We start from the raw sequence: 16,673 nt of genomic DNA, 5'->3' as shown, positions 1-16,673 counted from the left end.
GTGAGCTGCTGGAACTGGGCGCGGGTGAGCTTCTCGTCCAGGTGCAGCGGGCCCTCGGCCGAGGCCGTGATGTAGGGCAGGTTGATCGAGGTCTCCATCGAGGAGGACAGCTCGATCTTGGCCTTCTCCGCCGCCTCGCGCAGGCGCTGGAGGGCCATCTTGTCCTTGGACAGGTCCACGCCGTGCGCGTTCTGGAACTGCTTGACCAGGTGGTCCATCACTCGCTGGTCCCAGTCGTCGCCGCCGAGGTGGTTGTCGCCGTTGGTGGCCTTGACCTCGACCACGCCGTCGCCGATCTCCAGGAGCGACACGTCGAACGTGCCGCCACCGAGGTCGAAGACGAGGATGGTCTGCTCGTCGGCCTTGTCCAGGCCGTACGCCAGCGCCGCCGCGGTGGGCTCGTTGACGATGCGCAGGACCTTCAGGCCGGCGATCTCGCCGGCTTCCTTGGTCGCCTGGCGCTCGGCGTCGTTGAAGTACGCCGGCACGGTGATGACCGCGTCGGTGACCTTCTCACCGAGGTACGCCTCGGCGTCGCGCTTGAGCTTCATCAGGATGCGGGAGCTGATCTCCTGCGCGGTGTACTTCTTGTCGTCGATCGCCACGGACCACGTGGTGCCCACGTGACGCTTGACGGAACGGATGGTCCGGTCGACGTTGGTGACGGCCTGACGCTTGGCCACCTCGCCGACGAGCACTTCACCGTTCTTCGCGAAGGCAACCACGGACGGTGTGGTCCGCGACCCCTCCGCGTTGGTGATGACGGTCGACTCGCCGCCTTCCAGAACGCTGACGACGGAGTTCGTCGTACCGAGGTCGATACCGACCGCACGTGCCATGATTCGCTTCCTCCACGGAAAGAGTTGAGTGGTTGTCGCTCAAGGATGAGCCGTCGGGTGCAACCGGTCAAATCGCTTGAGTATTCCTGACTCAACTTTAGTGCCTCGTGGCCTGTGAGGGGCGGCTTCGGGGCGATGATCCGATGGTCGAGACGCTTGACGTCATCGAAACGTTGTGCGCCCCGGGAGACTTATTTAGGTGAATGTCGCCACAAACGACACCCTTGACCGCTGCGGCCCCACCATGCACATGGCAGCATGTCTCAGCGCCTGCTGCCTGCACGAAAATCGCCAGGCGAAGCCGAGATCCGAGGGGGACCTCCCGATGAGCGATGGTCAGGGCTATCCGCCTGTGCCGCCGATGCCACCCGGCCCGCCGGGACAACCGGGACAGCAGGGACAGCCGGGCCCGCCGCAGGGTGGCTATCCGCCGCAGGCCGGCTTTCCGCAACAGCAGCAGGGCGGCTTTCCGCAACAACAGGGGCAGCCGGGCGGCTTCCAGGAGTCCGGCGGCTATCCGTACCCGCAGTACAGCCAGTACGGGCACTACCAGCAGTACGCGCAGAACCCGGTCCCGTTGGGCCCGGACGGTCAACCGCCGCGCGGGGGACGCAGCAAGAAGGTGATCGGCACCTGGATCGCCGGTATCACGGGTGCCATCGTCGCGTCCGTCGTGGTCGCGCTGGTCGGTTTCGACGACCCGACCGACAAGAAGGACCCCGAGGCGCAGAAGACCACGGCCGCGCCGATCGTCACCGGCAAGGCGCCCGCGCCGGAGAACACCGCCGCGACCGGCCCCAAGAAGGCCGACATCACCAACCAGCTCAAGATCCCGGACGCGCTGCCCGCGATCACCGGGCCCAAGTTCGGCAATGTCTCGGTCGACCCGAAGTCCTGGCCCAAGGCCTGCGACCTGTTGACCGACGAGGAGATCAAGCAGGTCATCCCCGAGGCGACCATCCGCGAGCGCAAGAGCTTCATGGGCCGCTACTCGAACATCTTCGGCAAGAACGTCAACGACAACGAGTGCGACGTCCTGCTCGACCTGCCGAACCTGCAGTCCTCGGACTACCCCGCGAAGATCAACGTCACCACGTACGGCTACAAGCCGTTGGCCGACGAGAAGGCCTCCTTCGACAAGGAGAAGACGCGGACCGAGACGGCCGCCAAGGCCTACCCGGACCAGTACGACGACATCCCGGCCGCCAAGCTCGGCGTGGACGGGTCGTTCCGCGACAACCGCACGGTGCAGATCTCCAAGAACGGGTTCCGGGTGTGGGTCACCCTGGACGCCCAGATCGAGGACTCGCAGGGCAACCCGCTCAAGGGCTCCACCATGGCGCGTCAGTACGGTCCGACCGTGGCCGCAGTCGTCGGGCAGAAGCTGTGAGCGGGGGTTGGCCGCAGCAGCCCGGGCAACAGGGCGGTGGTTACGGTCAGCCCGGGCAGTACCCCCAACACCCGCAGCAGCAACCGCCCTTCCCGCAGCAGCACGGCTATCCGCAACAGCCCGGCCACCCGCCGCAGCAGCCCGGCTACCCGCCGCCGGGGGCGTACGGACCGCCCGGCCACCCGTACGGGCAGCCCACCCCGCCGCCGCGGCGAAACAACCGGATCGCGCTGTGGGCCGCGGTCGCCGTCGTCGTGGTCGGCGCCGGCGTCGGCGGCTTCGTGCTGCTGAACAAGGACGACGACGACAAGGACACCGCCAAGTCCGGCCCGACCTCGGTCGGCACCGCGAAGCCCGGCGCCTCCGGCGGGGGCAAGAGCGGCCAACCCGGCCAACCCGGCCAAAGTGCCGAGCCGATCGATCGCCCGATGGTTTTCCCCGCAGCGCCGCCCACCGACGCCGGGGCAAAATTCAACGCGACCAACGACGGCAAGACCTGGCCGAAGGCGTGCGAGATGTTGTCGGACGCGCAGATCGGGTCGGTCGTCAAGGGCGCCACGATCAAGACCAGGAAGCCGGACACGACCGTCTCGGTCAAGTACGACTTCCCGGGCGCGGCGGACAACCAGTGCAACTTCGATCTCGCTGTTCCGGACCCGAACAATCCGAAGTATCCGACGTACGCCAAGATCGAGCTCACTCTCCACGAGGTGAGCACGCCGGCGATCGCGAAGGGCCACTACGGCGACACCAAGAAGAGCCGCGGACGCAAGCCGTTCGGCACGTTCGAGGAACTGGGCACGAAGCTGGGCACCGACGACGCGTTCCGCGACGACGCTTACATCTACTTCCACAAGGGCCCGTACTACGTGCAGTTGTACATGGCCAGTGGACTGAGCGGTCCGGGCGGGGCGCGGCTGCCGAGCGACGACGCCGTCAAGCAGTACGGGCCGACGCTCATCGGCTACCTCGTGGCACGGATGTAAACCGCGGTCCGCGCGGCAGGGCAGCAACGACAGCGCATCGGAACAGCGCATCGGATCAGGTATCGGGAGGAACACGGGGATGGTACGAATCGGGAACCCAGGAGGGAACCAGTACGGCGGGCCGCCGCAGCAGCAGCCGCCGTACGGTCAGCCCGGGATGTACCAACAGCCGTACCCCGGTGGCCCGATGCCGCCCCAGCAGCCACCGCGCCGAAGCAAGCTGAAGCCGATCCTGGGCTGGATCGGCGTCGTGGTCGGCGGTGTGCTGGCCACGGTCGCGGCCTCGTACATCGTCGACGAGATCAACAAGAAGAACGACAAGGGCGACAAGCCGGTGGCGGAGAACGGCATCGCGTTCCCCGAGGGCTACACGCCGCCGCCGGGGGTGGCGGTCGTGGACGGCCCGAAGTTCCGCGCGTCGGGGGACACCGGGACGTGGCCGGACGCGTGCACGATGTTGTCCGACAAGGAGATCCAGAACGCGATCCCGGACGCGAGCATCGTGGGCTCGCGGCAGGGGCGCAAGGGCGCCAAGACGCCCCGGAACTTCGAGTGCTCGGTGCAGATCAAGTTGCCCAACCTGCAGAGCCCCACCGAGCTCGGCAAGCTCACCATGACCATCAAGGCGATCGGCGACGCCGGACCGGTCAAGGACGCGTACGAGAAGGCCAAGGCGGAGGCGGCGCCGTTCGCCGGCTACGAGGACCTGGGCAACAAGCTCTTCGTCCAGGACGCGTTCCGTCAGAGCGGCAAGCTCAACTTGTACAAGCAGGGCGCCAAGCCGGACTCGCCGGGCTACTACGTGGTCCTGGAAGTCCTCGCGATGACCAAGGATTCGACGGGCGCCAACGACGCACCCGACACCTGGACGAAGAAGGCCGGACCGGCTCTGGTGCGCGTCCTCAACATCAAGATGACGGACGACTGATCCGCCGCTGTCCCACGACGGTTCGTCCCCACGGGAGCACTCGATGACCGGCCAATACAACAGCCCGAACTCCGGCCAGTACTCCGGCCAGGGGCCCGGCTACCCGCCGCAGGGCGGCTACGGCCAGCAGCCGCCGCCGGGCCAGTACGGCGGGCCCGGCCAGTACGGCGGGCCGCCGGGCTACGGCCCGCCCGGCTATCCGCAGCCGTATCCGCCCGAGCCGCCGCGGCCCAACCGCCGCAAGCAGGTCTTCAGTTGGCTGGCCGTGCTCGCGGGGGGCACGGCGGCGACGGTGATCGCGGCACTGCTGATCAACGGCACGGACGGCAAGAAGAACGAAGCGGTCAAGCTGCCCCCCACGGAGAGCGTGCGCAAGCTGGAGAGCTTCGACCCGAACGCGGTCGGCGCCACCCCGACCGAGGCGGCCTCGAAGGCCGCCTCGCGTCCCGAGGCGCCGCCCGCGCCCAAGAGCGGCGGCAGGTTCGCGCCGGTGGCGAGCGACATGTCCACCTGGCCGGACGTATGCGATCTGATCCGGCCGGAGGAGATCGCCAAGGTCATCCCCGAGGTGATCACCCAGGAGGAACAGGGCACCGCCAACGCGGTCGGCTCCTACAAGTCCCGGGGCCCGGCGCTGCGCAGCACGACCTGCCTGTACACGATGACCTCCAAGCGCGGCTTCGGCTACAGCAACGTGATCAAGGTGAACATCCAGTTCGACAACATCGACGCTCCCAAGGAGCTCGACTACTCCTGGAACCTCGGCAAGAACAGCGCGCAGCGGGTCGCGTCCGACTTCAAGGCGATCGGTACGGCGGGGGGCGCCGACGACGCCTACTACTCGAGCAACACCCTGCGGCTGCGCAAGGGGCAGTACGTCCTCCAGATCGGCGGTACGGGCAGCCTCACCAAGGAGGGCACCGACTCGCCCTGGTCCGGCTGGCAGGGCGAACTGCTGCCGAAGTTCATCTCGACCATCACCGCCAAGATCTGAGCCCGTCGCACCGGGCGCCCGGCGGGGCGGCGACCGCCACCCGCCGGGCCACAGGTCTACTCGTCGCGGTGCACCGTGTTCGGGGCGAAGCCCGGGAGGCAGACGGCGATGTAGTCGGCGCCCTCGGTCGTCCTGGTGCTGTAGCGCACCCACTCGCCGGCGGCGGTGTGGATGCCCTGGCCGGCGGCGACCTCCTGGCTGCCGCCCTCGAACTCGACGGTCAGCACGCCGCGCAGGACGACCGTGTACTCGTCGAACTCGGGGCGCTGGCCCGGCTCCTCCCAGCCGCCCGGGCTGGTCATGTGCGCGATGCTGAGCGCCTCGTCGCCGGTGTTGACCCGGCCGACGAACTCGCGAATGGTCTTGGGGATGTTGCCCGCCGCCTCGACGACCGTGGGCTTTTCGATGAAGTTCGGCATGGGCCCATCCTGTCCCAGAGCGCCGATAAATCGTTGGCGGCCCCGCCCGGCCGCTTGGGACCGTGTCGACGGCGCGGATTCACCGCGAGGCGAGCGCAGGGAAGGGGCGGGGCATGTCCACACTCAGGGTCACGGTCGAGCGGTTGGTCGTGCACGCACACCCGAACGCCGACGCGCTGGAGCTGGCCCAGGTCGGGCTGTACCGCGCCGTGGTCGCCAAGGGTGCCTATGCCACCGGTGACGTGGCGCTGTACATCCCGGAGCAGGCGGTGCTGCCGGACCCGCTGATCGAGGAGCTCGGGCTCACCGGGCGGCTCGCCGGGTCGGCGAAGAACCGGGTCCGGGCGATCCGGCTGCGCGGCGAGCTGTCCCAGGGCATCGTGTGCCGGCCTGCCGCGTTGGCGGGCCTGGACCGGGCCGCCGCGCTCGCCGCCGACGAGGACTTCGCCGAGCTGCTGGGCATCGTCAAGTGGGTGCCGCCGATCCCCGTGCACATGAGCGGCGACATCGTGTCCGCGGCCGAGTTGCTGCCGTGGGTCGACATCGAGAACGTACGGCGCTACCCGGCGCTGTTCACCGCCGGCGAGCCGGTGGTGGCGACCGAGAAGATCCACGGGACCGCGTGCCTGTACACCTATGTGGCCGACACCGGCGAGAGCTTCGTCTCCTCGAAGGGCTTCGGCGCGCGGTCGCAGGCGTTGGTCCGGGACGAGTCCAACCTCTATTGGCGCAGCGTGCTCGCGCACCGGCTGCCCGAGGTCGCCGCGGCGTTGGCCGCGCGCTTCGGCGCGGCCCGGGTGGGCGTGTTCGGCGAGGTGTTCGGGCAGGGTGTGCAGGACCTGGCGTACGGCGCGCAGGGTCGATCGGAGCTGCCGGGCTACGCGGTCTTCGATGTCGCGTTCGCGGACGCCGCCGGTGTGGTGCGCCGGGTGGACGCCGAGCAACTCGCGGACCTGCTCGCCGGGTTGCCGGTCGCGCCGCCGGTGGTGCCGACGTTGTACACCGGGCCCTACGACGAGGCCGCGCTGTTGGCCCTGGCCGAGGGCCGGGAGACGGTCTCGGGCACGGGTGCGCACCTGCGGGAGGGGCTCGTGGTGCGCCCGGCCCGGGAGCGGTACAGCGACGTGGTCGGCGGGCGGGCGATCGGCAAGATCGTCTCCGCGGCCTACCTCACCCGCAAGGGCGGCACCGAGTACGAATAAGGGCTCGGGCGTGGCCCACCGCCCTGGGCCGAATGAGAGAGGATGGCGTGCATACGTCTGGAGAGGATCCTTCATGAGCATCGACCCGTCCTCGCTTCCGAGGTCGACCTTCGTTCCGGCCGCACCGGTCGTCAAGCCGTCGGCGGATCTGATCAATCAGGTCCTCGACGAGCTTCAGGTGAACCATTTCACCGACGAGGAAGGTGACATCTGCGCGCCGTGGGACGGCTTCCGCGTCTACTTCATGCTGCGCGGTGACAAGCACGAGATCTTCACGGTCCGGATGTTCCTCGATCGTGCGTTCGACCCGGCCGAGCGGCCGCGGATGCTGGAGCTGCTCGACGAGTGGCACCGCCAGTTCTTCTGGCCCAAGGTCTACACGCACGAGCACGAGGACAAGCTGCGGCTGATCGGCGAGGCCCAGCTCGACTGCGAGCCCGGCATCAACCGCGAGCTGTTCGTGTTCACCACGCGTGCGTGGATCAGCACGTGTATCTCGTTCGGGAACTGGATCAACGAGCAGTACGGCCCCGAGGACGAGCCGGCCGCCGACGACCAGGCGTAACCGCCGCGCCCGTGTGTGGGGGCACCCACCCCCACTCACGGGCGCCGGTTTCCGCTCGGCCGGGCCCGCTCAGCCGGTCGCCGCGAGCCGCTTGGCCGCCTCCTCCAACACCTCGACCCGCTTGCAGAAGGCGAACCGCACCAGCGGCCGGCCGACCTCGACGTCGTCGAAGAAGACCACCTCGGGGATCGCGACCACACCGCGCAGCTCGGGCAGCCGACGGCAGAAGTCCAGGCCGTCCGTGTAGCCGAGTGCGGTGATGTCGGTGGTGGTGAAGTACGTGCCCTGCGGTTCGTACACGGTCAGCCCGGCCGCGCGCAGGCCGCCGCCGAGCAGGTCGCGCTTGTGTCGCAGATCCTCGCGCAGGCCGCCGAAGTAGTCGTCCGGCAGCCGCAGCGCGTGCGCGATGGCGGGTTGGAACGGCGCGCCGGACGTGTAGGTCAGGAACTGCTTGGTCGTGCGTACCGCCGCGATCAGTTCCCGGGGCGCGCACACCCAGCCGACCTTCCAGCCGGTGAACGAGAAGGTCTTGCCCGCCGAGGAGATGGTCACGGTGCGCTCGCGCATGCCCGGCAGGGTGGAGATCGGGATGTGCTCGCCGGTGTAGACCAGGTGTTCGTACACCTCGTCGGTGACCACGATCAGGTCGTGTTCGATCGCGATCTCGGCGATCGTCTCCAGCTCGGCCCGGGTGAGCACGGTGCCGGTCGGGTTGTGCGGGCTGTTGAGCATGATCACCCGGGTGCGCTCGGTGATCGCCGCGCGCAGCTCGGCCGGGTCCGGTCGGAAGTGCGGGGGGCGCAGGGTGACGCCGACCCGGCGTGCGCCGGCCATCGCGATGCAGGCCGCGTACGAGTCGTAGAAGGGTTCGAGCGCGACCACCTCGTCGCCCGGTTCGAGCAGTGCGAGCAGGGCCGCGGCGATCGCCTCGGTCGCGCCGGTGGTGATCAGCACCTCGGAGTCGGGGTCGAAGGTCTGCCCGTAGAAGCGCTGCCGGTGCTCGGCCACGGCCAGGCGCAGGTCGGGGATGCCGTCGCCCGGTGGGTATTGATTCGCGCCGTCGCGCATGGCGGCGACGGCGACCTCGATCACCTCCGCCGGGCCGTCGGTGTCGGGGAAGCCCTGGCCCAGGTTGATCGCGCCGGTGCTGCGGGCGAGGGCGGACATCTCGGCGAAGATCGTGGTGCCCAGGCCGTCCAGGTGTCGGGCCAACAGCGGTCGGTTCATCCGTACGGCTCCTTCGCGGGGTTCGGTCTACCCGCCCATCCTCGCGTGCGGGTCGGGGCCGCTCACAGGGTGTCCTTCACCCATTCGTGTCGGTGCCTTTCACCTTCACGGGTGACGACGTTGCGCCTTTGGGCGCCTACCGTGAGTCATGTCCCCTGGTTTGCAGCCGATTGTCGCCCCCGGGAGCCTCCCGTGGGTCTTCCCCGTTGCCCGGACAGATGAGCGCGAGAATGCACGCCACACTCACCACCACGTACACCGACACCCGTGCGGACGCCCTCGGCTGGTGCCTGGGCCTGCCGCCGCTGCCCGCGCTGGCCGAGCGCACCGTCGAGCTCGGAGGGCTGACGCTGGAGCTGCGGCTGCTGGGCGCGTCGCACCAGATGTTGATCAGTCCCGTCCGGGGGGAGGACGCGCCGGTGTCGGAGACCGTCGCGTGCGTGCCGGGCGCGGCCGGCCCGCTGCCCGCCCGGGCGGCCACTCGGCTCGGCCGCTGGGAGTACGAGTTCACCGCGCTGACCCAGGGTTTCGAGGATGCCGCGTTCGTCGCCCGGGTGCGCGAGATCGTCACCCTGGCCGGCGGGCACCGGTACGGCCTGATCGGCCGATATCCGGGGCTGCCGTACGCGGTCACCGCGATGGTGGTCGAGGGGTGCGGGGCCGGCGCGGTCTGGTCCACCTGGCACACCTATCCGCAGGAATGCCGGATCGTGAACACTCGGAGCCGCGCGATGTGACGATCGCACGAAGGGATCCGACACAATGACGCCCCATCAGGTGATCGGACGACGATGGGGGACGGCGGCATGTTCAGGGACCTTGCCGAAGGGGTCGGCTACGCGTTCGCGTTCGGGGGAGTGGGCATCGTGCTCATGGTCCTCGGCTTCGTCCTCGTGGACGTGTTGACGCCCGGCAACCTCGGCCGACAGATCTGGATCGAACGCAATCGCAACGCGGCCCTGGTGCTCTCCTCGGCGCTGCTGGGCGTGGGCATGATCGTCACCACGTCGATCGCGACCACCTACGACGAGTTCGGCAAGGGCCTCGCCTCCACGGCGATGTTCGGCGTCTCCGGATTGATCCTGATGGCTATCGCCTTCCTGGCGATCGACCTGGTCACCCCGGGCCGACTGGGCGCCACCGTGGTCGAGCGGGAACCGCACCCGTGCGTGTGGGTCACCGCGTCCTCGCAGATCTCGATCGCCGCGATCGTGTCGGCGTGCATCGCCTGACCCGGGGTCGACCCGGCCGCGCGCCGGGTCGGTGAGCCGCGCTCCTTCCCCTGCCTCCCGAACTAGCCGGTTCGGGTGAACCGTCGGCGCGTTCGACGCCATCCGCTTCCTTCGGCCCTACCGTGCTCGGGGTGAACTCCCCCGTGCCGGGCGCGCCGACCATCGCGCGCGTGTCCGCGGTCCGCCCGCGCCCGGCCGCGATCGCGCCCGGGCCGGCGCGGTTCGTGGTCCTGCTCGCGGTGCTGGTCTGCGCGGCGTGCGGGTTGATCTACGAGCTCGCGCTGGCCGCGCTCGGCGGCACGCTGGGCGGCGACCCGGTGGTGGAGACCTCGATCGTGCTCTCGGTGATGGTCTTCGCGATGGGCGTCGGGGCGCTGGCCGCCAAGCCGTTCGCGCGCCGGGCCGCGGCGGCGTTCGTCGCCGTCGAGATCCTGCTCGCGGTGTGCGGCGGGATGTGCGCGACCGCGCTGTACGCCGCGTTCGCCTGGTACGACGTCTACCGCTGGCCGATGATCGCCGTCTCGGCCGTGCTCGGGCTGTTGATCGGGGCCGAGATCCCGCTGCTGATGACGCTGGTGCAGCGCATTCGCCCCCAGGAGGCGGGCAGCGCGGTGGCCGACCTGTTCGCGGCCGACTATGTGGGCGCGCTGATCGGCGGCCTGCTCTTTCCGTTCCTGCTGCTGCCGCACCTGGGTCAACTGCGCACCGTGTTGCTCGCCGGCGTGGTCAACGCGATCGTGGGCGCGCTCGTGGTGTTGTGGCTCTTCCGCGTCGACCTGCGGCTTCGGCTGCGGGTGGGGATGTACGCGGCGGTGGGCGCGGCGCTCGCGCTGCTGGCCGGCACCTGGCTGGCCACGCCGGCCTTCGAACGGGCCGCGCGCGACGCGCTCTACGACGGGGACGTGGTGTCCGCCCGGGAGGACGTGGTGCTCACCCACACCGGGGCCGGACCCGAGTTGTACGTGGACGGCGAGCGTCGGGTGGCCGCCCCGGGGGCGAACGAGGCCGCCCAGGCGCTGGTGCACCCCGCGATGGCGGGCCGGCACGAGCGGGTGCTCGTGCTCGGCGGCGGCGACGGGCTGGCGCTGCGCGAGGTGCTGCGCTACCCGGCCGTGCGCGAGGTGGTGCTGGTGGTCGCGCGGGTGGCCGAGACCGCGCCCGCGCGCACCGATCCGGCGCTGCGCGCGTTGGCCGGTGACGCGTTCGCCGATCCGCGCGTGCGGGTCGTCGGCGCCGACGCCTTCGCGTGGGTGCGGGCCGCCCCGGCGCGCTTCGACGTGGTCGTGGCCGACCTGCCCGGGCCGACCACGGGCGCCGCCGCGCGGCTGTACACGCAGGAGTTCTACGGCCTGACCCGGACCGTGTTGCGCCCGGCCGGCCGGATCGTGGTGCACGCCCCCGCGCCGGACGCGCACCCGCGCGCCTACTGGTGCGCGGAGGCCGGGCTGCGCGCCGCCGGACTGCGCACGGTGCCGTATCGGGTCACCGTGCCGGGCCCGGCCGACCGGGGCTTCGTGCTCGCCGCGGTCGCGCCCGGCACCGGGCTGCGGGCCGCCGACGACGCGCCGGACGCGGCCGCGGTGCCGTTCCTGGCGGCCGAACGGCTGGCCCGGGCCGACTGGTTCCCGCCGCACGAGGCGCGGGTGGATGTGCCGCCGTCCACCCTGAACCACCCGCGCATCGCCGACTACGTGCGCGGGTGAGCAGCCCCCGCCCGTCTCTCGGCGACCTCGTCCCGGCACTCAGCGGATCGACATGTACGCCCGAAACGCCTTGTGCAGCGTCGGTACCACCGGGTACTCCCACTCGCCCAGGTTCTCCACGACCCGGCCGTTGGTACCCAACTTCCAGCGCAGCACGCCGAACAGCCGGTCGTCCGGGTCGATCACCGCGCTGACCCCGCGCATGTCGTAGACCGGCACGCCACGTTCGTACACGTCCTGGATCATCCGCCACTGGAGCGCGTGGCTGGGGCGCACGCCGCGCCCGTGGTCGGTGGACGCGCCGGTCTGGTACCAGACCCGCGAGCCCGCGCTGATCAGCGTGTGCGCGGCCAGCAGCCGGTCCTCGAAGCGGGCCAGGTAGAGCTTCATCCGGCCTGCCGACTCGGTGTTGAGGGCTCGGAACTGTCTTTCGTAGTAGGGCAGCTCGCGGCCAAGTCGGAAACCGTTGCGGCGCTCGGTGACCTGGAGCAACTCGAAGAACGCGGGCAGGTCCTCGTAGCCGCCCACGGTGATGTCCACGCCCGACTTGCCCGCCTTGGCGATCGCCCGCTTCCACTCCTGGTTGAAGCCCGCCTTGACCTGGTCCAGCGACCGGTCCTCGAAGGGCAACTCGAAGGTGTACCGGGGCTGCGCGTCCGCGCCGTCGCCGGACGCCCGCCAACCCAGGTCGCCCAGTCGCAGTGCGACGGTGGCGCCGAGCGGGTCGATCTCGTCGGGGGTGACCCGGTCCAGGTGCTTGAGGCCGTGCTTGACCGCGTCCTTGACGGTCTGCGCCTGCCACCGCCGGTGGGCCAGCGGGGGACCCATCCGCACGGTGAACACGTTCCGCTTGCGCATGTGTTCGATCAGCGGGTCCAGCCAGCGTTGTGGATTGGGATCGACCCAGTCGATCACCGGACCTTCGGGGAGGTAGGCGAACCAGTACGGCACCTTGGGCATCTTGCGGTACAGCACCAGGGCCGACCCGACCACCGCTCCGTTCGCGTCGTACCAGCCGATCCCCTCGCTGCGCCAACCCTCCTTGACCACGGCCCAGGACGGGTATTGCAGGAAGCCCGCGTCGCCGCGTCCGTCCAGATGGGCCAGGTGCGCGTCGGAGGTCAGCGTGGCGACCCGCAGCCTCGAACCGCCGGGCGCGGCGGATGCGGGGGTGCCGGCGGCGGGTGCGGTGGGCGCCGCGGCGGGAACGTTCGAGCGCGCGGGCGGCGCCGGGAGCAGCGTGACCACGGGACGTCTCCTCGGGGACGGAGGGATGCGGGGGAGCCCCGCATTTCTTTAAGAGCCCGTGGCAGCGGGTTTCGTCACCAAGAAATTCGAATGCAACGGAAGTGGTCTCCCGAGGACTCAGACAACGGGGGAGCATGTCGCAAACCCCGATCGAGGCCGAATTGGAGTCGTTTGTGAGCCATGTCGTCTCGGCGCCGCCCGGGGGCAGGCACGCTCGCGATGAGAACCGCGACGCCGCGTCCGGGACACCCGCCGCCTCGTCGACGCGGGTGCCCGTGCCGGTTCGCGCTCGGGCCGCGGGGGGCGCCGACACCGCTCGCGGCCGGTCGGTGCTGCGCGGTGGCGCGAGCCTGGCCCTGGGCTCCGCGGTGTCCCGGCTGACCGGCTTCGTGCGCAGCGCGACGGTGGTCGCGGCGCTGGGCACCGGCTTGTTCGCCGACGGCTACAACGTCGCGAACACGGTGCCCAACATCCTCTACATCCTGCTCGTCGGCGGCGCGCTCAACTCGGTCCTGGTGCCGCAACTGGTGCGCGCCGCCCGGCGGGACGCGGACGGCGGAGCCGGCTACACCGACCGGCTGCTGACCGCGGTCGGCTGCGTGTTGCTGGTGCTGACCGTCGTGGGCGTGCTCGCCGCGCCCGCGATCGTGTCGGCCTACGCGGACTACGACGGCGCGCAGCGCGATCTGACCATCGCGCTGGCCCGGATGTGCCTGCCGCAGATCCTCTTCTACGGTGTGTTCGCCCTGGTCGGCGAAGTGCTCAACGCACGGGGGCGGTTCGGGCCGATGGCCTGGACGCCGATCCTGAACAACATCGTGGTGATCGCGGTCTTCGGGTCCTTCCTGTTGGTCGCGCACGACGTGCGGGACGCGGCGGGCATCACCCCCGCGCAGGCCCGCCTGCTCGGCCTGGGCACCACGCTGGGGATCGTGGTGCAGGCGGCGGCGCTGCTGCCGTACCTGCGTGCCGCCGGGGTGCGTTGGCGACCGCGGTTCGACTGGCGCGGGCACGGCCTGGGCACGCCGCTGCGGATGGCCGGCTGGGCGGTCGCCATGGTCGGTGTCTCCCAGTTGGGCTACTGGCTGGTCACCCGGCTCGCGGTCGAGGTCTCCGACAAGGCGGTCGAGTCCGGGCTCGGCCACGGTGTGGGCTACACCGCGTACGCCAACGCGCAGTTGTTGTGGATCGTCCCGCACGGCGTGGTCACCGTGTCGATCGTGACCATGCTGATGCCCCGGATCAGCCGGGCCGCGGCGGACGGACACCCGGCTCTGGTCCGCGAGTCGATCTCCCGGGGCCTGCGGCTGAACGCGCTGGTGATCGTGCCGGTGTCGTTCCTGTTCCTGGCGCTGGGCCCGCAGGTGACCGCGGTGGTCTTCCAGCACGGTGTCACCACCGAGGCGGACACCCGCGCGATGGGACTGATGCTGACCGCGTTCGCGCCCGGGCTGATCGCGTACTCGGCGCAATACCTGATCCAGCGCGGGCTGTACGCGATCCAGGACGCCCGCACGCCGTTCTGGGCCAATGCCGCGATGACCGCGGCCGGGGCGTTGTTCTCGCTGCTGGCCTTCTGGACACTGCCCGCCGAGTGGGCGGTCACCGGGATGGCCGCCGGGTACAGCGTGGCGCAGCTCATCGGGCTGGTCTGGCTGGCCCTGGTGCTGCGCCGGCGGCTGCGCGGCCTGGACACGATCCGGGTCGCCCGCACCCACCTGGGCCTGGCGATCGTCTCGGCCGGCGCGGCGGGCGGGTCGTGGTTGTTCGCCCGCTGGTGTGCGCACGCGTTCGGCGCCGGGCCGGTGGGCGCGGCGGTCGCGTTGGCGGGCGCCGCGGTGTTGTTCGCGGGACTGGTCGTACCGGTCGCCTATCCGCGGGTGCGCCGGTTGTGGTTGCCCGCCGAGCCGGCGGTCCCGGACCCCGATCCGGTCGAGACGCCGCGGGTGATCGACCCCGACGCGCCGACCGGGCGACACCGCCGGGTGTGATGGGGTGGGTGGTAGCCGCCGACCGTCCGGGTCGGTCCACGGGCGCGCCGGTCGAGTACCGTGCGCCGCCATGAACGGGGAGAACGGATGCAGTACGAAGTCGTCGTGCCGATCCCGGTGCGATCGGTCTGGGACACCTTCCACGACGCCGAACGCCTGGCCCAGTGCGTGCCCGGCCTGCTGTTGGACGCGCCGGCCCGAACGGGGGCCGAGGGAATCGAGCTGACCGGCCGGTGGCAGGTGCGGGTCGGCGCCGACACGGTCACCTATCGCGGCAGGCTGCGGCTCGCGGACGCGGTCGAGCCGCTGGCGCTGGTCGCGAGTGTGGCGGGCGCCGAGGGCGCGGGCGACGACGGCGCGGGTTCCTTCGACGCCGAGTTCACCGTGCGGCTGGACGACCTGGCGGCGGACGAGGAGGACGAGCCGAGCGAGACCCGGATCGTGTTCGCCGACACGGCGAAGCCGACCGATCCGGGTGACCCGGACGCGGACGGCGATGCGGGGGCGCGGGCCGCCGCGTTCGCCCGGGCCGCCGACCTGTTCGCCGCGGCGCTGGCCGACGAACTGGCCCCGGAGCCGGCGGCGGACACCCCGTTCGAGCCGGTCGAGCCGATCGTGGATCCCTTCGCGACGCCGCGGACCCGGTCCCGGCAGCCGCAGCCGACGCCGCGACCGGCCGTGCTCGATGGGGAGCCGGATCTGTGGTCCGAGGCCGGCCACGGCACCGGTCGGGCCGCGCGGCGCGCGCTCCGGGCCCTGGTGCCCGCCCTCGGCGCGCTGCTCGTCTGGCGTCTGGTGCACGTCCGTCGCCGCCGCGCCGGTTAGGCTCCGGTGCCATGAATGCCGACCGCGATGCACTCCTCGACCAGATCAAGACCAAGGCCGTCGTGCACGGCAAGGTCGTCCTCTCCTCCGGCCGGGAGGCGGACTACTACGTCGACCTGCGCCGGATCACCCTGGACGGCGAGGCGGCCCCGCTGGTCGGCCGGGTCATGCTGGAGCTGACGTCGGACCTGGAGTTCGACGCGGTGGGCGGGCTGACCCTGGGCGCCGACCCGGTCGCCGTCGCGATGGTGCACGCCGCCGCCGCGCAGGGGCGCAAGCTGGACGCGTTCGTGGTGCGCAAGGCCGGCAAGGCGCACGGTCTCCAGCGCCGCATCGAGGGTCCGGACGTGAAGGGCCGCCGGGTGCTGGCCGTCGAGGACACCTCCACCACCGGCGGCTCGGTGCTGACCGCGGTGGAGGCGCTGCGCGAGGCCGGCGCCGAGGTCGTCGCGGTCGCGGTGATCGTCGAGCGCGGTGCCGCGCCGACGGTGGAAAAGGCCGGCCTGGAGTATCGGGTCGCCTACCATCTGCAAGATCTCGAACTCGATTAGTACCGGGCGAGTACCGGGCGCGTACATTCCGTCGACGGCCGCACCGTGTGATGCCTTGCGCATTCACCGGGCGGCCGTTGCTTTTTTCGTGGATTTGGATATTGTCGAAGCAGTTCCGACGTCGGCGCATCCGCCGACCGGACTTCCCGGGGGGGAAGTATGAATTCGTCGTGTATGTCGTCCTGCGCGCACTCGCCGCGATCTCGCGGCTGAGTCGATTCGCGCCGAACAGGACGTGGACACCTCTGCCCTTTCCCCTCGGGCCGCCGGGTCGGTTCCCCGTCCGACCCGGCGGCCACCTTCGCCGACGGCACCGCGCCCGGCGTGTGTGCCGGTCCCCCCGGTGCCTCCCGGCGCCGCGGGAACCGTGGTGCTCCACCGGACGGTGGACACCGCACCGAAAGCCGCCCTGCCTCCGGTCCCCGTCCGGGGGCAGGGTGTTTTCGTCTCCCCGTAATAGTCGCGGACCGACCCGACGCACGGCGACGGAAAAAGGTTGTACGCCTGCGCATTTCAATATGGGTGATCTCGACGCCGGCCCGGACAACGAAAAGCGGCGGGGTGCCAATGGCA

At 70.7% G+C, this 16,673-nt stretch carries 16 protein-coding genes; 12 read left to right on the top strand and 4 right to left on the bottom strand.

The window, feature by feature from the left end:
* Positions 1 to 839: Hsp70 family protein (locus tag ACFXMF_RS40775; protein ID WP_360312191.1), on the bottom strand; the 839-nt coding region annotated here is incomplete at its 3' end.
* Positions 840 to 1,164: 325 nt separating this feature from the next.
* Between ACFXMF_RS40775 and ACFXMF_RS40770 the strand changes: the two genes are divergently transcribed.
* The 4 genes from ACFXMF_RS40770 to ACFXMF_RS40755 all read left to right on the top strand — a co-directional run bounded on the left by ACFXMF_RS40770 (position 1,165) and on the right by ACFXMF_RS40755 (position 5,137).
* Complete coding sequence (locus ACFXMF_RS40770) at positions 1,165 to 2,229, top strand: hypothetical protein (protein WP_360312189.1); 1,065 nt, start codon at positions 1,165 to 1,167, stop codon at positions 2,227 to 2,229.
* The gene (locus ACFXMF_RS40765; protein ID WP_360312187.1) at positions 2,226 to 3,215 is read left to right on the top strand and encodes a hypothetical protein; all 990 of its coding nucleotides are present in this window, start codon (positions 2,226 to 2,228) and stop codon (positions 3,213 to 3,215) included. Before ACFXMF_RS40770 ends, ACFXMF_RS40765 begins: the two co-directional genes overlap by 4 nt.
* A 79-nt stretch (positions 3,216 to 3,294) precedes the next feature.
* Positions 3,295 to 4,143, top strand: a complete 849-nt coding sequence (locus ACFXMF_RS40760; RefSeq protein ID WP_360312185.1) for a hypothetical protein — start codon at positions 3,295 to 3,297, stop codon at positions 4,141 to 4,143.
* Positions 4,144 to 4,186: 43 nt separating this feature from the next.
* Positions 4,187 to 5,137, top strand: a complete 951-nt coding sequence (locus tag ACFXMF_RS40755; protein ID WP_360312183.1) for a hypothetical protein — start codon at positions 4,187 to 4,189, stop codon at positions 5,135 to 5,137.
* A gap of 56 nt (positions 5,138 to 5,193) precedes the next feature.
* On the opposite strand, the gene ACFXMF_RS40750 is transcribed toward ACFXMF_RS40755, so the two are convergent.
* Positions 5,194 to 5,556, bottom strand: coding sequence for a cupin (locus ACFXMF_RS40750; RefSeq protein ID WP_360312181.1), 363 nt, complete (start codon positions 5,554 to 5,556; stop codon positions 5,194 to 5,196).
* Positions 5,557 to 5,669: 113 nt separating this feature from the next.
* Between ACFXMF_RS40750 and ACFXMF_RS40745 the strand changes: the two genes are divergently transcribed.
* A complete protein-coding gene (locus ACFXMF_RS40745) occupies positions 5,670 to 6,758 on the top strand; it encodes an RNA ligase (ATP) (protein WP_379991048.1) in 1,089 nt (362 codons plus the stop codon).
* 73 nt (positions 6,759 to 6,831) lie between these two features.
* Positions 6,832 to 7,323, top strand: a complete 492-nt coding sequence (locus tag ACFXMF_RS40740) for a YbjN domain-containing protein (RefSeq protein ID WP_360312177.1) — start codon at positions 6,832 to 6,834, stop codon at positions 7,321 to 7,323.
* Positions 7,324 to 7,392: 69 nt separating this feature from the next.
* Here the strand turns inward: ACFXMF_RS40740 and ACFXMF_RS40735 are convergent, their stop codons facing one another.
* A complete protein-coding gene (locus ACFXMF_RS40735; RefSeq protein WP_360312175.1) occupies positions 7,393 to 8,550 on the bottom strand; it encodes a pyridoxal phosphate-dependent aminotransferase in 1,158 nt (385 codons plus the stop codon).
* Positions 8,551 to 8,780: 230 nt separating this feature from the next.
* Between ACFXMF_RS40735 and ACFXMF_RS40730 the strand changes: the two genes are divergently transcribed.
* From ACFXMF_RS40730 to ACFXMF_RS40720, 3 genes are all read left to right on the top strand, one after another.
* Positions 8,781 to 9,287: a DUF2617 family protein gene (locus tag ACFXMF_RS40730; protein WP_360312173.1), complete on the top strand. Its 507-nt coding sequence runs from the start codon at positions 8,781 to 8,783 to the stop codon at positions 9,285 to 9,287.
* Between the two features lie 69 nt (positions 9,288 to 9,356).
* Positions 9,357 to 9,782: a DUF350 domain-containing protein gene (locus tag ACFXMF_RS40725; protein ID WP_360312171.1), complete on the top strand. Its 426-nt coding sequence runs from the start codon at positions 9,357 to 9,359 to the stop codon at positions 9,780 to 9,782.
* A 131-nt stretch (positions 9,783 to 9,913) separates the two neighbouring features.
* On the top strand, positions 9,914 to 11,485 hold the full coding sequence (locus tag ACFXMF_RS40720; RefSeq protein ID WP_379991047.1) for a polyamine aminopropyltransferase: 1,572 nt from the start codon (positions 9,914 to 9,916) through the stop codon (positions 11,483 to 11,485).
* Between the two features lie 39 nt (positions 11,486 to 11,524).
* Here ACFXMF_RS40720 and ACFXMF_RS40715 read toward each other — a convergent pair whose 3' ends face one another.
* Positions 11,525 to 12,733: a peptidoglycan bridge formation glycyltransferase FemA/FemB family protein gene (locus ACFXMF_RS40715; protein WP_360312167.1), complete on the bottom strand. Its 1,209-nt coding sequence runs from the start codon at positions 12,731 to 12,733 to the stop codon at positions 11,525 to 11,527.
* A 275-nt stretch (positions 12,734 to 13,008) separates the two neighbouring features.
* Here ACFXMF_RS40715 and murJ point away from each other — a divergent pair, with 275 nt between their 5' ends.
* The 3 genes from murJ (at position 13,009) to pyrE (ending at position 16,100) form a co-directional block, all read left to right on the top strand.
* Positions 13,009 to 14,724, top strand: coding sequence for a murein biosynthesis integral membrane protein MurJ (gene murJ / locus ACFXMF_RS40710; RefSeq protein WP_379991046.1), 1,716 nt, complete (start codon positions 13,009 to 13,011; stop codon positions 14,722 to 14,724).
* Between the two features lie 87 nt (positions 14,725 to 14,811).
* A complete protein-coding gene (locus ACFXMF_RS40705) occupies positions 14,812 to 15,549 on the top strand; it encodes a CoxG family protein (protein WP_379991045.1) in 738 nt (245 codons plus the stop codon).
* Between the two features lie 11 nt (positions 15,550 to 15,560).
* Complete coding sequence (gene pyrE, locus ACFXMF_RS40700; protein WP_360312161.1) at positions 15,561 to 16,100, top strand: orotate phosphoribosyltransferase; 540 nt, start codon at positions 15,561 to 15,563, stop codon at positions 16,098 to 16,100.
* The last annotated feature ends 573 nt before the right edge of the window (positions 16,101 to 16,673 follow it).

Origin of the sequence: Embleya sp. NPDC059213 (genome assembly GCF_042754445.1) — a bacterium.
Classification (GTDB): domain Bacteria; phylum Actinomycetota; class Actinomycetes; order Streptomycetales; family Streptomycetaceae; genus Embleya.
Note: the sequence above shows the minus strand (reverse complement) of the source record. Positions and strands in the feature narration are given on the sequence as shown.

Bases quoted from the DNA above. Each gene is read 5' to 3' on its own strand.
- ACFXMF_RS40750 (WP_360312181.1), bottom strand. From the start codon at position 5,556: ATGCCGAACTTCATCGAAAAGCCCACGGTCGTCGAGGCGGCGGGCAAC.
- ACFXMF_RS40740 (WP_360312177.1), top strand. From the start codon at position 6,832: ATGAGCATCGACCCGTCCTCGCTTCCGAGGTCGACCTTCGTTCCGGCC.
- ACFXMF_RS40745 (WP_379991048.1), top strand. From the start codon at position 5,670: ATGTCCACACTCAGGGTCACGGTCGAGCGGTTGGTCGTGCACGCACAC.
- ACFXMF_RS40730 (WP_360312173.1), top strand. From the start codon at position 8,781: ATGCACGCCACACTCACCACCACGTACACCGACACCCGTGCGGACGCC.
- ACFXMF_RS40735 (WP_360312175.1), bottom strand. From the start codon at position 8,550: ATGAACCGACCGCTGTTGGCCCGACACCTGGACGGCCTGGGCACCACG.
- pyrE (WP_360312161.1), top strand. From the start codon at position 15,561: ATGAATGCCGACCGCGATGCACTCCTCGACCAGATCAAGACCAAGGCC.
- ACFXMF_RS40755 (WP_360312183.1), top strand. From the start codon at position 4,187: ATGACCGGCCAATACAACAGCCCGAACTCCGGCCAGTACTCCGGCCAG.
- ACFXMF_RS40770 (WP_360312189.1), top strand. From the start codon at position 1,165: ATGAGCGATGGTCAGGGCTATCCGCCTGTGCCGCCGATGCCACCCGGC.
- ACFXMF_RS40760 (WP_360312185.1), top strand. From the start codon at position 3,295: ATGGTACGAATCGGGAACCCAGGAGGGAACCAGTACGGCGGGCCGCCG.
- ACFXMF_RS40705 (WP_379991045.1), top strand. From the start codon at position 14,812: ATGCAGTACGAAGTCGTCGTGCCGATCCCGGTGCGATCGGTCTGGGAC.
- ACFXMF_RS40725 (WP_360312171.1), top strand. From the start codon at position 9,357: ATGTTCAGGGACCTTGCCGAAGGGGTCGGCTACGCGTTCGCGTTCGGG.